This window comes from Fulvivirga sedimenti (assembly GCF_020328055.1).
On record NZ_JAIXNE010000001.1, the window covers coordinates 126,010 to 142,864 of the forward strand.

A 16,855-nucleotide genomic window follows, 5' to 3' on the forward strand; every position below is an offset into this window, starting at 1 on the left:
TCAAAAATACAATAAAAATTGCACTTTTCCGTACGGAGAAATCAGTATAAAAGTTTGGCAACAAGTTCCTTTAATTCCTCGCCATCGCTGGTCTGGCTGCCCACCCCTTTGCAATGAAGGTCAGCCATTCTGATAAAGTGCAAATTTCGCACTACCTGATTCACGGAATAGCGTTGAGCAGCTTCCTGGTAATCACGTAAAAAGTAGCCACGCACACCGTATGATCCCAGGTCCACTTTTTCCTTTCTTCTGATTTGAGCATGCACCACAAGAAGTTTGGAAAAAAGTGAATATAAAACCGCGATCGTGGGAATTACGGGATTCTGCCGGGTGTTGGCAGCAAAATATGCAACAATTTTGAATGCCTTCACGATATCCTTTTTCAGTATGGCATCCTGCAATGCAAAGGCGTTATATTCCTTTGAAATCCCCACATATTTATCAACCATATCAACATCAATCTCTACAGGATCGATGTAATTGATCAAAATCTTCTCTATCTCATTAGTCAGGCGCTCCAGGTTATTGCCTATTGACTCAGAAAGCATCATTCTTGCAGCAGGAGACACTCTGAAACCCCGCTGAGTCACATACTGCTCTATCCAGGCAGGCACCTGATTGTCATATATCTTCTTGCTGTCAAGAAATGCCGACTTCTTCTTCATCACTTTGGCCAGTGCCTTGCGACCGTCGAGGGTCTTATTTTTATGACAAAAAACCAGAACGGTGCTGGGCACCGGATGTTCGAGGTAATGAATAAGCTGGTCCTGTCCGTTTTCCCGGTTCAGGTCTGATATGTTTTGCGCTTCTTTCACCAGAACGACCTGTCGTTCCGCCATCATAGGATAGCGCCGGGCATTATTAAGCACATCACTCACCGTGACATCGTTGCCATAAAGAATCGTAAGATTAAACCCCTGCTGTTCTTTCGGAATTACATTCACTTCAATGAACCTGCTGATCAGATCAATGTAGTAAGGTTCATCACCCTGTAAAAAATACACAGGTGAGTAGGATCCTTTTTTAAGATCATTAAGAATTTGAGTGGCATCATTCATAGCTCGCAGTTCAATCTACTCAATTCGGGCTTTTCTGAAATCCCTGGCCGTCCATGCGCCTACCATTGCTCCGAATAAATGTGACTCCCAGGAGATTCTGGGATCATTGGGCAACAGGCCATAAAACATCGTCCCGTAGAACAAAAGTACAACAATTGATATGATTAATGACAGCCGGTCTCTTCTGAATATACCAAAAAATATAAGGAAAAATGCGAGTCCGTAAACAATGCCGCTGGCTCCGATGTGGGAGGAGTTTCCACGCCCCAGCAGCCACACCAGAACGTTTGTAACGAAATAACTTCGAAGGAAAACCCACTGAGCAATCCTGGGATAATAGAAAAAAAGCATGGCCCCAAGAAAGAGAACAGGAATCGTATTGGACAGCAGGTGCACATAGCCTGCATGTACCAGCGGGCTCGTCACAATACCCAGAATTCCCTTGAGTGAACGAGGATATATTCCAGGCAGATCAAAACCAATGTGGTAAACATCCAAAAGAAAGTAAGACAGCCACATCAGAAATACCAAACGAAACGGAACAATACTGCTCCCTATTATGGACCGGTCTGAATCCTCCATTCGTTAATATTCTGAGGGATCATCTATCATATCAAGACCAATGAGTTGAGATTCTTCATAGCCTATGGCCCAGTACCCCAGAATTCCGCCCGATGACTTTGCAATTTTTTTCGCCAATGCCTTTGCACTTTCGTAGAAATCGATGGCAAACCTTCTGTCCAGCCTGGGCAGTATATCATTGAGTTTTTCCAATTCACCAACCAGGTATTTAGCCCGTGATTCATTGGTCTGGGGTAAATCCTCCATTACACTTTGCAGTTTTTCAGCAAAATCCTCAGAAGCAATATTGTAATAGTCGGTAAGCTCCTGTCGGGAAAATGTTTTGCTCAACCTGGCCAGTTCAATTGCCGTTGAAATTTCGGAATCGTCAATTTTATTATCTGCACCGGCGATGAGCAGGGTTACATAAATCGGCATATTAAACAACGTCTCTTTTTCATCCGCTGTTAAGTGCGATGGAAATATGTTCATAGAATTCATCTTTGTTTTCGGAGGTAAGTTATTGAATTAATTTCAGAAAAATGGCCTTGCCGGCCAGCAGATTTTTTGTTTGATGTTACCAACTTTCTTACACGAAAAAGAAGGCGGGGGTTTCTTGAAAGTATCAAAGGGTCAATCATCGTATTTTTCCACATATTAAATTTTTTAAACTATGTCGGATACCAGTCCAGTTAAAATTTTTGTGGTTGAAGATGACCCGGCTTACACACGATTTTTACAATATGTTCTTGATCTTAATCCGGATTTCGATGTAACCTGCTTCAGCTCTGCCAGGGAGTGTCTTCAGGAACTTTACCAGAAGCCCGATCTGATCACACTTGATTACAGCCTGCCTGATATGGCTGGTGAACAGGTTTTACGAGCCATTAAGGAATATGACACATCCATTCAGGTAGTAGTCATATCGGCACAGGAAAAAATCGGCACAGCGGTTGAACTGCTCAAGCTTGGCGCTTTTGACTATATCACTAAAGATGAGGATACGAAAAACCGTCTGCTGAATACGATTAACAACGCCCGAAACAACATCTCACTTACCCGTCAGATTGATTCTCTTAAGGATGAGATCACGGAAAAGTATGAATTCAACAAATCCATTATCGGGGAAAGTCCGGCAATCCAAAAAGTATTCAAGCGTCTGGAAAAAGCTGTTAGCACCAACATTACTGTCTCGATCACCGGGGAGACCGGAACGGGAAAGGAATTGGTCGCTAAAGCGATCCATTACAGCTCAAAGCTTAAGAAAAAACCGCTGGTGGCCGTCAATATCGCAGCGATACCTTCCGAACTTATGGAGAGTGAATTGTTCGGTCATGAAAAAGGTGCATTTACAGGAGCCTCCACGCGCCGCATCGGTAAATTCGAGGAAGCACAGGGAGGTACACTATTCCTGGATGAGATCGGCGAAATGGACCTTAACCTGCAGGCTAAACTTCTGAGGGTTCTCCAGGAACGTGAGCTCACCCGGATTGGGGGCAATGAGATCATACCCCTGGATTTCCGCCTGATCGTTGCCACGCACAGAAATCTGGCTGAAGAAGTGGAAAAGGGCAACTTCCGTGAAGATCTGTATTATCGATTACTCGGTCTGCCCGTGGTATTGCCCCCTCTTCGGGACAGAGGAAATGATATCGTCCGACTGGCTAAATTCTTTATTGAAGAATTCTCTAAAGCCAACCACATCCACGCTCCGCGACTTACGGTTGAAGCCATTGATAAATTACTTAAATACAATTTCCCCGGTAACGTACGCGAGCTGCGAAGCATTATAGAATTAGCCGTGGTTATGGCCGATGATGACGAAATTTCAGATTCTGATATATCATTCAACCAGGTTGGTAAGGACAACATGCTCGTAAGCGAAGAAATGTCCCTTAAGTCCTACACATTCAAAATCATCCAGTATTATCTGGATAAATACGATAACAATGTTCTGAAGGTAGCCGATATCCTTGATATAGGGAAATCAACAATTTACCGGTACCTGAAAGAAATGGAAGAAGAAAACATGGCATGAAAGAAACCTCTTCACTACTAGATTATATCAAACACGGCGCATTCTTTAAAACAGTAGTTGAGGATGGCTCGGATATCGTATTCATTGTCGATTATGACGGTAATATTTTATACAATAACCATTCTGTTTATGAATTGCTCGGATATCCCGATGGTCATTTGAATGGGAAATGTTTCTTTGATTTCATTGATGATGAAACCGTCGAGGAATTCAAAACAGCATTCAAAAAAAGCATTAAAAAACCATACAATGAGAGCGTGGAATTCAGATTCCTGTGCGCCGACAATACCTACAAATTTTTTGAATTCAATTCCATAAACCTCAGCCATAAAGAAGGTCTGAAAGGCCTCATTCTTGACTGTCGTGATATTTCCCAACGGAAAAGAGATGCGGCAGAATTATTACGCGCACAAAAGACCAAGGAACAGTTCCTGGCTAATATGAGTCATGAAATCCGGACTCCTATTAACGGTATCGCCGGAATGGTTAATCTGCTTTCGGAAGCCACTTCTGAAGAAGACCGTCAGCGCTACCTGAATGCCATCCGTAATTCAACAGAGAACTTAAAAGTGATCATCAGTGATATCCTGGACCTTTCTGTCATTGAATCAGGAAAATTAAAACTTGAAAAGATCGGCTTTAATATTCGTTACCAGTTAAGCGCAGTGGTAGAGAATTTCCTGATGGAGGCAAGGTCCAAGGGAATCGAGCTGAGTTATTCAATTGATGAATCTGCCAATGGAGTTTATATTGGTGATCCGGTCCGACTAAACCAGATCATGATTAACCTGGTGGGAAACAGTCTCAAATTTACCAACAAAGGATTTATCAAGATTCACGCCACGTGTGAAAGCATTAAAGACCAAATACACAATATCAAATTTACTGTTTCCGACAGCGGAGTGGGAATTCCCGAAGAGAAACTTCCCCTTATTTTCGACAGTTTCACACAAGCTGACGAGACCGTTACCCGCCGTTATGGAGGCACAGGACTGGGATTATCGATCGTAAAACAACTTATTGAAATCCAGGATGGCGAGATAAGTGTTAAAAGCAAGGTTGATTCCGGAACAACATTTTACCTGAATATCCCCTACACAGAAGGTGAACTCAGGGATCTTGTACATCCCGGAAAAGTGGTGAACCATTCTCCTGCTGAATCGCTCGACGGACTTAGAGTATTACTGGTTGAAGACAATGATATTAACCGCCTTTATGCGCTTAATATGCTTAAAAAATGGGATTGTGTGGTTGAAAGCGCCGAGAATGGATATATAGCTGTAGAAAAGCTTAAATCTGCATCATATGATATCGTTCTCATGGATGTCCAGATGCCAATCATGGATGGGTATGAAGCTACACGCCACATCAGGAAGGATGGACTTACCAACATTCCGATCATTGCCTTAACTGCAAACGCGATTAAGGGAGATAATGAAAAATGCCTCCAGGCAGGGATGAATGATTACCTTCCTAAGCCCTTCCAGCCTGAAGACCTTTACAAAACACTTGTCAAATTCGCTCCTTCAAGGAAGAGCCGAAAAAAGAAAGTAAGTTCAAAATCAACCGATAAAATACAATCACAGGAATCACTCACTAATCTGGATCACCTTCGCGAAGTGAGCTCAAATGATGCTTCTTTTATTCAGGATATGATTGAAACGTTCCTTAAAAACACACCTGAACAGGTGAGCCTACTTAGGGATGCTAGGGCTAAAGAAGACTGGGCTGTAGCCGCCAAAGTGGTTCATAAAATGAAGCCTTCCGTAACCTTTATGGGCATTTCAGTATTGAAAGACTCTATCCGGAAAATTCTTGATTACGAAAAATATCCGGACGAATTGCCGGCTCTGACTGAAGAGGTAATTAAAAAAATGACCGCTGCCTGTGAGGAGTTGAACTCCCACTCATCCATACCGGGCTAACCCTACCAATACACCGTCCTGATGGTACGGTGCAACCTTTTCCCTGCCAATTATTCCCTGGTCATACGCCTTACCTGACGGCACGGGATCGTTACATATTCCTGTTGCTACCCATACGCCGTCCCGATGGGACGGGACAACCTAATCCCCACAACCTATTCCCTGCCAATTATTCCCTGGTCATACGCCGTACCTGACGGCACGGGATCGCTACATATTCCTGTTGCTACCCATACGCCGTCCCGATGGGACGGGATAACCTAATACCTACAACCTTTTCCCTGCCAATTATTCCCTGGTCATACGCCGTACCTGACGGCACGGGATCGCTACATATTCCTGTTGCTACCCATACGTCGTCCCGATGGGACGGGATAACCTAATACCTACAACCTTTTCCCTGCCAATTATTCCCTGTTCATACGCCGTACCTGACGGCACGGGATCGTTACATATTCCTGTTGCTACCCATACGCCGTCCCGATGGGACGGGACAACCTAATACCTACAACCTATTCCCTGCCAATTATTCCCTGGTCATGTGCCGTACCTGACGGCACGGGATCGTTACATATTCCTGTTGCTACCCATACGCCGTCCCGATGGAAAGGGACAACCTAATCCCCACAACCTATTCCCTGCCAATTATTCCCTGGTCATACGCCGTACCTGACGGCACGGGATCGTTACATATTCCTGTTGCTACCCATACGCCGTCCCGATGGGACGGGACAACCTAATACCTACCTGCCGGTGTGCAGGTTCCCTTCAGCCTATTCCCTATTCCCAATAGCCTGTTTAAAGCTAAAACACGGCATGAACGTTTGTCCATGCCGTGTCTACTACTCACTCATACGAAGTTGTTAATTCTATCTGTTAATGATCGCGATCTTTCGTTGCATCATTGGCTGACCGTTTGCAGTTATAATCAGGTAGTACATACCATTAGTAATACTATCTGTTGAAATGGTAAACGTATCATTCGTGCGGTCGATATTTCCTGAACGAATGGTTACACCACGCAGATCAACCAACTGGAATCCGTAGGTTCCTGTAAGATCCTGTGGTAAACGGATTCTGAAATATCCATTTGCCGGGTTCGGATATACCTCTACTGAGCCCATTGCCGTCTCAATATCGTCTTCCAGACTGGTCACAAGACCACTGCCGGTATCCTTGATCGGAGCTGCAATAATACCAGACTGGTAAATCTCACGGGTTACGTTATTCTGAACAAATGCGATGATATCCATTTTGTCATTGTTCGGGATCGGAATATCTATTTGCCATTCACCCGTGAACACCTGTGTCTGACCCGCAGTCCACGCGGTAGGCAGCGTCTGTCCGCCCCCACCAAAGATTAGCTTACGCATAATCTGATTCAACACGGCACTAGGCTCATTCTTGGTTTCAACCACAGCCACATGTAACGAAAGTGATGCGCTTACATCTTTCAGCGCGGTTAATGTCACCGCTACACGGATCACGTCATCCGGACTTACCAGCGTATCGATCTCAATCCGGAATTCAGGATCTTTCAGGGACTGACGGTCCAGACGAATCAAATCGGCTGGTTTACCCGGATCCGGAGGAGTGGTAAATTTCAGTCCGTCCAGGAATACCGATGGTGCCTGGTTTACGCCATAGTACAGACTTCTCGCATTTACGTCTGATGTATTGGTCAGATAAAGAGAATCCGTTCCAGAATCGTTCATATGATATTCCAGCAGTGTGAAATCGCTGTATCCCTGGCTTCCAACCTGATCCAGTCGGATTTGCTCTATATTGCTATTGGCAGTTACACTCGCAACCCTGTTAAGATCAGCGAAATTTTCCATCAACGTACGACGTTGCTTATTTCCAATAAAAATCTTGTCGACAGCAAAATATGAATCCGATGTATTGTCGAGTGATCTGGCTCCAAAGGCGATTCGGAATCGAACAAACGACCGGTCAGCCATCGGAATCTCATCAAGACTGAAACGCACACTGTGGATCTCACCTGCTGAACCCGACCATCCCTGTGAACCGGAATTGAAGTTGCCCGGATCATCACCCGGACGGCTTACAATACCACTCTGGGTGAACCAGTCAATACCTTCTCCTACCCTTCCCAGGTTTATCCAGCTGGAACCACCGTCGGTACTGTATTGCATCACTGCACCGTCAATAGACTCTTCAGTATCGAAGAATATATCCATCGCTATCATCGGACGCTCAAGTCCGAGTAGATTGAAACAAGGTCCTTCGATGGTAGAATTCTCATTCGGGTATGACAAGCCTCCATTCGCACCGGTATACCAAACCCCTGAACCAAGGCCCTGACCAGTCGAAGACCACCTCCAGCTGTTTGTAGTCGGACTTTCATTGGGTGGAATACCCCAATCCGCTCCACCAGCGGCGAAATCCTCATAATAAAGTGTGTCTGTGGTGGTTGTAATCTCGATCAGGTTGCTTGCCCTTACCGTTTGCACAGAGGTGTTTTGACAATCTGAATCGGTTACTACCGTTAATGTTACATCATAATAGCCACTCGTCTGGTACAGGTGCATCGGCATATCCATTGTACCAAAGGTTCTTCCACCATGAGTACCCGGAGGTATGGTAGCACCTGCATTAAGTGTTATCACATCTCCATCCCCAAAATCCCAGGTAATGGTATTCGGAACCACCAGGCTGCTCGTCGGAGTTAAATCTTCAAATGCGATCGGATCATTTCCGCATGAACCAACCCAATCAAATGCTACTTCAGGAACCGCACCCACGCGAATGTTCTGTACAATGGTCGACGAACAACCGAGATCTGACGTTACTGTAAAGGTAACATCATAGAATCCGGCCGCAGCATATTGATGCGTAGGATTCTGAAGATTGCTTGCACTTGTACCGTCACCGAAATCCCACTCCCATGCAACGATGGTAGTCGCATACGGCGTATCGTCGATTGTTGAAATGTCATTGAACTGAATCACATCAGATTCGCAGAATGTCAGCTGTTCAAAGGCCGGAACCGGGGTTCCTACCACACGAATATCTTTGATGCGGACAGAGGTAGCTCCTGCACTGTTCACATATGTATATTGTACCGAATACAATCCCGGTGTAACAATATTTGTATCAAAATACCACTCAGAATCAGCCCCAAGTGTAACAAGACCAGGGATCACGCTGGTAAACTCAGTACCTGGCAGTCCGGACTGCGCCGAAGGTGTTCCGATCAATCGTACCAAACCAACATTCTGGCATATCTGTTCTTCATCGATACTGATGGGATCAGAATCCTCAAGTTCAAAATCAATCGCTGTGATCTCATTTACGAAGACTGATTTGGTAATGCTGTTCGTACACCCGTTTACATCTGTATATGTATATGTGATGAAATTGGAGGCAGAAACAACTGCTGCTCCCGGATCGAATGTTACTACATCCTGCCCATTCTCAATTCTTGGATTGCTGAGTCCGGAGCCAGGGGTAATTACAAAGGATCCGCCAGCCCTGTTTCCAACAATATCTATCGGAGGTCTTCCTTCATCTGTAACCGCAGGGAGATTGAAGAAATTAACAATCGGAAGCGGGTTGATGGTTACGGCAACATTATCCGAAATTTCAATACACGGTCCTGAACCATCCGGATCAAAAACAGTCAGTGTCAATATAACGGTTGAACCAATTTCAGATGGATCAAAATTGTAACGCGTTACAGGGTTTGAAGGATCAACGAATGTACCCAAACCACCAGACCATTGCGCTACAGTGGCTGAACCGCCGATAGTTCCTGTTACATCAACATACCCCTGATCCTCACAAACGGCCACATCCATTCCTGCATTTACTTCAGGCGCTTCCGTGATGTTAATATTTAATGTCTGAGAAGCCGCAACACAAGGCCCAGCTCCGTCCGGATCATTGGTTGTCAGCTCAAATGTTACCATTCCAAATTCATCCGTGGCCGGGAAATAGGTTGCACTCACCACGTTCCCGGTAATACTGCTCGCAGACAGAGTTCCTGTACCGCCGCTCACAATTGACCAGTTAGCCTGGGTTGCTCCTCCGCCAATTGTTCCGGTGATCACCACACTCGCTGGTTCACAATAGAAAGCTCCATCATTATCCACACTTACGATTACAGGAGCCTGGAAGAAACGTATGGTTACCCGATCAGAATCAATACAACCCGCATTGTCTTCTGTCCATTCAAAAATGTAAGTACCATAATCACTTACGGTGATATTCGTCTGGAAATCAGTAGCATCAACATAAGTGGGCGTTCCAGGGCCACTTACGAGCGTCCATAACCCGTTGCCTGTAGAAGGAACTGCTGCCATCGTAACATCCAGACCGCAAATATCCTGGTCCGGACCTGCTAGTGCTGTGGGTTCCTCAATGAAATTCAATGTGATCGTGGCTGCACTGGTACATATGCCGTTCGTCTCTGTCCAGGTTAAATCGTACATTCCATACGTATCCACACTTACCGTGGCATTCGGACTGCTCGCATTGTTGAAAGTCGCCGTGCCCGGACCGGTATAGGTCCATACGCCCGCTCCCACGCTTGGGATTGCTTCAAGCAGGTGACTCGGTCCGCATACATCTCCGCCTGTTCCTGCATTGGCTACTGGCTGCTCCCGGAAAGTAACTACCACCTGGTCTACCGAAGTACAAGGTCCATTCACTTCCGTCCACGTTAAGGTATAGGTGCCGTATGCAGAAGCTGTTACCAGGGCGGTCGGACTGTTCACATCATCAAAGCTGATGCCGGCAGGTCCGCTCCAGGTTCCTACAGGTGACCCGATGATTGGTGTCGACGGAACAGCGGCTAAGTTTCCTGATAGCAGGCAGAATTCCGTATCAGCACCTGCGTTTGCAACGAATGAATCATAGAAGTTCACCGTGATCGTAGATGCATCGGTACAGATACCGTTCGTCTCGGTCCAGGTGAAATCATAAGACCCGTATGTATCTACGGTTACCGTGGCATTCGGACTGCTCGCAAGGTTGAAAGTCGCTGTGCCCGGACCGGTATAGGTCCATACGCCCGCACCAACACTTGGATTGGCTGCCAGCAGGTAGCTGTTGGCGCATATATCTCCGCCTGTTCCTGCATTGGCTACTGGCTGCTCCCGGAAAGTAACTACCACCTGATCTACCGAAGTACAAGGGCCATTCACTTCCGTCCACGTTAAGGTATAGGTCCCGTATGCAGAGGCTGTTACCAGGGCGGTCGGACTGTTCACATCATCAAAGCTGATGCCGGCAGGTCCGCTCCAGGTTCCTACAGGTGATCCAATGATAGTCGTCGATGAAGTGGCCGATAAGTTTCCGAAAAGGTCACAAAACTCTGTATCAGATCCTGCATTCGCAGTAAAGGTATCATAGAAGTTCACTGTGATCGTCGATGCATCGGTACAGATACCATTCGTCTCGGTCCAGGTGAAATCATAAGACCCGTATGTATCTACGGTTACCGTGGCATTCGGACTGCTCGCATTATTGAAAGTCGCCGTGCCCGGACCGGTATACGTCCATACGCCCGTTCCAACACTCGGATTCGCTGCCAGCAGATAGCTGTTGGCGCATATATCTCCGCCTGTTCCTGCATTGGCTACTGGCTGCTCCCGGAAAGTAACTACCACCTGATCTACCGAAGTACAAGGTCCATTCACTTCCGTCCACGTTAAGGTATAGGTCCCGTATGCAGAGGCTGTTACCAGGGCAGTCGGACTGTTTACATCATCAAAGCCGATGCCGGCAGGTCCGCTCCAGGTTCCTACAGGTGACCCGATGATTGGTGTCGACGGAACGGCTGCTAAGTTTCCTGATAGCAGGCAGAATTCCGTATCAGCACCTGCGTTTGCAACAAATGAATCATAGAAGTTCACCGTGATCGTCGATGCATCGGTACAGGTACCGTTCGTCTCGGTCCAGGTGAAATCATAAGACCCGTATGTATCTACGGTTACCGTGGCATTCGGACTGCTCGCATTGTTGAAAGTCGCCGTGCCCGGACCGGAATAGGTCCATACGCCCGTTCCAACACTTGGATTGGCTGCCAGCAGATAGCTGTTGGCGCATATATCTCCGCCTGTTCCCGCATCGGCAGTTGGCTGCGCACGGAAAGTAACTACCACCTGATCTACCGAAGTACAAGGGCCATTCACTTCCGTCCACGTTAAGGTATAGGTCCCGTATGCAGAAGCTGTTACCAGGGCGGTCGGACTGTTCACATCATCAAAGCTGATGCCGGCAGGTCCGCTCCAGGTTCCTACAGGTGTTCCGATGATTGGTGTCGACGGAACAGCGGCTAAGTTTCCTGATAGCAGGCAGAATTCCGTATCAGCACCTGCGTTTGCAACGAATGAATCATAGAAGTTCACCGTGACCGTCGATGCATCGGTACAGATACCGTTCGTCTCGGTCCAGGTGAAATCATAAGACCCGTACGTATCTACGGTTACCGTGGCATTCGGACTGCTCGCATTGTTGAAAGTCGCCGTGCCCGGACCGGTATAGGTCCATACTCCTGCGCCAACACTTGGATTGGCTGCCAGCAGATAGCTGGTGCCGCATACATCTCCGCCTGTTCCCGCATCCGCGGTTGGCTCTTCTCGGAAAGTGATCACTACCTGGTCTACCGACGTGCAAGGTCCATTCACTTCCGTCCACGTTAAGGTATAGGTGCCGTATGCAGAGGCTGTTACCAGGGATGTCGGACTATTCGGGGCATCAAAGGTTATGCCGGCAGGTCCGCTCCACGTTCCTGTACCGGTGGTAAGACTTGCCGATAGTGTGTAATCATATCCGCAAACTTCATCATCACCGCCCGCATTGGCTACCGTCGGCTCATAGAAATTCACCGTAATTGTTGAGGCGTCGCTACAAATGCCGTTAGTCTCAGTCCACGTCAGATCATAACTTCCGTAGGTATCTACCGTTACCGTTGCATTCGGACTGCTTGCATTATTAAAGGTCGCTGTACCCGGTCCAGTATACGTCCATACACCCGCTCCCACACTCGGATTCGCTGCCAGTAAATAGCTGTTATTGCAGACATCTCCGCCGGTTCCTGCATCTGCAGTGGGCTGCGCACGGAAGATCACCACCACCTGGTCAACCGACGTGCACGGACCATTCACTTCCGTCCACGTTAAGGTATAGGTCCCGTATGAAGAGGCTGTTACCAGGGCGGTCGGACTGTTGACATCATCAAAAGTGATGCCTGCCGGGCCGCTCCACGTTCCTACAGGTGTTCCAATGATTGGTGTCGATGGAACAGCTACTAAGTTTCCTGTAAGCAAGCAAAACTCTGTATCAGATCCTGCATTCGCAGTAAAGGTATCATAGAAGTTCACTGTGACCGTTGAGGCGTCGGTACAAATACCGTTCGTCTCGGTCCAGGTGAAATCATATTGTCCGTAGGTATCCACGGTCACTGTCGCATTAGGACTGCTCGCATTGTTGAAAGTCGCCGTGCCCGGTCCTGTATACGTCCATACGCCCGTTCCAACACTTGGATTGGCTGCCAGCAGATAGCTGGTGCCGCATACATCTCCCCCAGGACCTGCATCCGCAGTTGGTTGCGCACGGAAGGTGATTAATACCTGATCGGAAGAAGTACAAGGTCCGTTAACTTCTGTCCATTCGAAAACATAGGTACCATAATTATCAACCGAAACAGATGAACTGGGGTCAGTGGAGTCAGTAATAATTGGAGTTCCAGGACCGCTAATAAATGTCCAGTTTCTTGAAGTATAAGGCGTTGATGGATTCGCGGAAAGTCCGGCAAATAAATCGCATACTTCCTGATCAGATCCGGCATCAGCAGTAGTAGGTTCAAAGAATTCAATTTGTATTGTTTCGGCATCGGAGCAACTACCGTTGGTTTCCGTCCAGGTGATATCGTAAACACCATATGAATCTACGGTTAAGGTAGCTGTCGGACTGTTAATGTTATTGAATGAAATATTTCCAGGACCTGTTCCACTCCATGTACCGATACTACCCAGGATACTCGGTAGAGCGTTGAGATTGTAAACGGTTCCGCAGGCATCATCATCGGAGCCAGCGTCTGCCACAGGTTGCTCCCGGAAAGTGACCACTACGTCGTCTGTATTCGAACACCCGTTCAGAGTTTCTTCCCAGATAAAGGTATAGGTTCCGTAACTATCTACGAATACATCTGTGTTTGGATCAGTAACATCAATTATAATGGCCAGATCCGGACCTGTGTATGTCCAAATACCCGTACTGGCTCCATTACTCAATACTGCCGATAAGGTATAAGGAGTCGAAATCCCACAAGCCTCATCATCTGCTCCAGCATCTGCTACCGGTGGTGCATTAACTATAATATCCACCTGGGTCGGTGCACTTTCGCAAGAATTTTGTGTATCGGTCACATAAACCGAATAGGTCCCGGCTGTAGTATTATCCACATAGGTTACGGATGGCACGAACGGACTGCCAGTTCCAATCTGGTTGGTCAGGCCCGCATCACTATACCAGCGGATCGTGCCCGCACCCGTTGCCGTAAGTGCCGGTGTAGGTTCGCCCTCGCAAATCGGTGTGGGATTGCTGGCTGTTGGTGCCGAAGGAATCGCGTTGACAGTCACTGTCATGTTATCCGATACCGATACGCAGCCGTTATCATCGGTTACCGTAAGGGTATAAATGGTCGTTGCTGTCGCGTTTAGCACAGTAGGATTCGAATCGGTCGGATCATCCAGGCCAGCGGCCGGTGACCAGCTGTAGCTGTACACGCCGCTTCCGCCTGAAGCCGAAGGTGTACCGCCGAGTTGAGGAGCATCACCTGAACAAACAATCAGATCAGGACCTGCATTTGCCGTCGGAAGGCTGTTGACCGTTACCAGTACCGCATCTGTTACTGCGCAGCCATTGCCGTCGGTAACCGTAACGGTGTAATTCGTTGTGACCGATGGACTCGCCGTTGGATTGGCAAGACTCGCATCATCCAGACCGGTGGTCGGAGTCCAGCTGTAGGTATAGCTGCCATCACCTCCGGTGGCTGTGGGCGTTCCGCCAATTGTAGTTCCGGTAGGTCCGATACAAATTTCCACATCAGATCCAGCATCCACCACCAGGGCAGGTTCTACAAGGACATCCACCTGGGTGCCGGTGCTTTCGCAGCCCGCGCTGGTGCTGGTTGCCCATACTGAATACGTGCCGGCTGTCGTGTTGTCAACATACGCAGCACTCGGTACAAACGGTGAGCCTACACCAATCTGGTTGGTCAGACCCGCATCACTATACCAGCGGATCGTGCCCGCACCCGTTGCCGTAAGTGCCGGTGTAGGTTCGCCCTCGCAAATCGGTGTCGGGTTGCTGGCTGTTGGTGCCGAAGGAATCGCGTTGACAGTCACTGTCATGTTATCCGATACCGATACGCAGCCGTTATCGTCGGTTACCGTGAGGGTATAGATGGTCGTCGCTGCTGCACTTAAGACAGTAGGATTCGAATCCGTCGGATCATCCAGGCCAGCCGCCGGTGACCAGCTGTAGCTGTACACGCTGCTTCCGCCGGTGGCTGAAGGGGTGCCGCCGATTGTAACAGGATCACCAACACAGACAGTCCGATCAGGACCTGCATTTGCCGTCGGAAGGCTGTTGACCGTTACCAGTACCGCATCTGTTACCGCGCAGCCATTGCCGTCGGTAACCGTAACGGTGTAATTCGTTGTAACCGATGGACTCGCCGTTGGATTGGCAAGGCTCGCATCGTCCAGGGTTCCTGCCGGTGACCAGCTGTAGGTATAGCTGCCATCACCTCCGGTGGCTGTGGGCGTTCCGCCGATGGCAACACCCAATCCATTACAAACTTCCACATCCGTACCTGCATCCACTACCAGGGCCGGTTCTACAAGGACATCCACCTGGGTGCCGGTGCTTTCGCAGCCCGCGCTCGTGCGGGTCACCCATACTGAATACGTACCTGCTGTCGTGTTGTCAACATACGCAGCACTCGGTACAAATGGTGAGCCTACACCAATCTGGTTGGTCAGGCCCGCATCACTATACCAGCGGATCGTGCCCGCGCCCGTTGCCGTAAGTGCCGGTGTAGGTTCTCCCTCGCAAATCGGTGTGGGATTGCTGGCTGTTGGTGCCGAAGGAATCGCGTTGACAGTCACTGTCATGTTATCCGATACCGATACGCAGCCGTTATCATCGGTTACCGTAAGGGTATAAATGGTCGTTGCTGTCGCGTTTAGCACAGTAGGATTCGAATCGGTCGGATCATCCAGGCCAGCAGCCGGTGACCAGCTGTAGCTGTACACGCCGCTTCCGCTGCTGGCTGAAGGGGTCCCGCCGATTGTAACAGGATCACCAACACAGACAGTCCGATCAGGACCTGCATTCGCAATAGGAAGACTGTTCACCGTCACCAGTACCGCATCCGATACCGCACAGCCATTGCCGTCAGTAACCGTAACGGTGTAATTCGTTGTGACCGATGGAGTCGCAGTTGGATTGGCAAGACTCGCATCATCCAGACCGGTGGTCGGAGTCCAGCTGTAGGTATAGCTGCCGTCGCCTCCGGTGGCTGTGGGCGTTCCGCCGATGGCAACACCCAATCCATTACAAACTTCCACATCCGTACCTGCATCCACCACCAGGGCTGGTTCTACAAGGACATCCACCTGGGTGCCGGTGCTTTCGCAGCCCGCACTTGTGCTGGTTGCCCATACTGAATACGTGCCGGCCGTGGTGTTGTCAACGTAGGTGGCACTTGGGATAAATGGCGATCCTACTCCTATTAAATTCGATAAACCAGCGTCACTATACCATCGAATTCCGGTTCCGGCCGCGGTGAGCGCCGGCGTAGGTTCTCCCTCGCAAATCGGTGTGGGATTGCTGGCTGTTGGTGCCGATACGGTTGTTACAGTTACCGAAACGGTATTTAGCAGAGACAACGTACACACGCCTCGTTCTGCTTCAACTTCTATGGTTGTACTTGATGAAAGTGCGTTGCTGGTCAGGATCAGTGCCGCACCATTTCCATTATAATCTGTACTGATAACATTACCAAGTCCGTCTTTAAGCCTGTAAACTACCGTTGCTTCAGAGGTGCCGACAGTTACATTTACAGTTTCTCCATCACATATGGATGCTGAAGCCGGCGATACAGGCAGTGTATCATCCGGGCACTGTGCATCGGCATTGAAAGCCGTCAGCAGGAGGAATGACAGTAGAAATAAAAACCTGAACTTGGATAAATGTTTATGCATAGGATCCATTAAAAAATCATTAAAGCGCTTATG

At 48.2% G+C, this 16,855-nt stretch carries 6 protein-coding genes; 2 read left to right on the top strand and 4 right to left on the bottom strand.

Features of this window, described 5'->3' with window-relative positions:
* Window positions 1-41: 41 nt before the first annotated feature.
* From holA to LDX50_RS00555, 3 genes are read right to left on the bottom strand one after another with little or no spacing between them, the layout of a single operon-like run.
* Window positions 42-1,058, bottom strand: coding sequence for a DNA polymerase III subunit delta (holA, locus tag LDX50_RS00545; RefSeq protein ID WP_225696451.1), 1,017 nt, complete (start codon window positions 1,056-1,058; stop codon window positions 42-44).
* A gap of 15 nt (window positions 1,059-1,073) precedes the next feature.
* Window positions 1,074-1,640: a rhomboid family intramembrane serine protease gene (locus LDX50_RS00550; protein WP_225696452.1), complete on the bottom strand. Its 567-nt coding sequence runs from the start codon at window positions 1,638-1,640 to the stop codon at window positions 1,074-1,076.
* 3 nt (window positions 1,641-1,643) lie between these two features.
* On the bottom strand, window positions 1,644-2,111 hold the full coding sequence (locus LDX50_RS00555) for a hypothetical protein (protein WP_225696453.1): 468 nt from the start codon (window positions 2,109-2,111) through the stop codon (window positions 1,644-1,646).
* 181 nt (window positions 2,112-2,292) lie between these two features.
* Here LDX50_RS00555 and LDX50_RS00560 point away from each other — a divergent pair, with 181 nt between their 5' ends.
* Complete coding sequence (locus tag LDX50_RS00560; RefSeq protein ID WP_225696454.1) at window positions 2,293-3,657, top strand: sigma-54-dependent transcriptional regulator; 1,365 nt, start codon at window positions 2,293-2,295, stop codon at window positions 3,655-3,657.
* Window positions 3,654-5,582: a PAS domain-containing hybrid sensor histidine kinase/response regulator gene (locus LDX50_RS00565; protein ID WP_225696455.1), complete on the top strand. Its 1,929-nt coding sequence runs from the start codon at window positions 3,654-3,656 to the stop codon at window positions 5,580-5,582. The genes LDX50_RS00560 and LDX50_RS00565 overlap by 4 nt, the downstream gene beginning before the upstream one ends.
* An 869-nt stretch (window positions 5,583-6,451) precedes the next feature.
* Here LDX50_RS00565 and LDX50_RS00570 read toward each other — a convergent pair.
* Complete coding sequence (locus LDX50_RS00570; RefSeq protein WP_225696456.1) at window positions 6,452-16,822, bottom strand: PKD domain-containing protein; 10,371 nt, start codon at window positions 16,820-16,822, stop codon at window positions 6,452-6,454.
* Window positions 16,823-16,855: the final 33 nt, after the last annotated feature.

What these genes read in the sequence shown, in the direction of transcription:
- LDX50_RS00550 (WP_225696452.1), bottom strand. Translation starts at nt 1,640, where the DNA reads ATGGAGGATTCAGACCGGTCCATAATAGGGAGCAGTATTGTTCCGTTT.
- LDX50_RS00560 (WP_225696454.1), top strand. Translation starts at nt 2,293, where the DNA reads ATGTCGGATACCAGTCCAGTTAAAATTTTTGTGGTTGAAGATGACCCG.
- holA (WP_225696451.1), bottom strand. Translation starts at nt 1,058, where the DNA reads ATGAATGATGCCACTCAAATTCTTAATGATCTTAAAAAAGGATCCTAC.
- LDX50_RS00555 (WP_225696453.1), bottom strand. Translation starts at nt 2,111, where the DNA reads ATGAACATATTTCCATCGCACTTAACAGCGGATGAAAAAGAGACGTTG.
- LDX50_RS00570 (WP_225696456.1), bottom strand. Translation starts at nt 16,822, where the DNA reads ATGCATAAACATTTATCCAAGTTCAGGTTTTTATTTCTACTGTCATTC.
- LDX50_RS00565 (WP_225696455.1), top strand. Translation starts at nt 3,654, where the DNA reads ATGAAAGAAACCTCTTCACTACTAGATTATATCAAACACGGCGCATTC.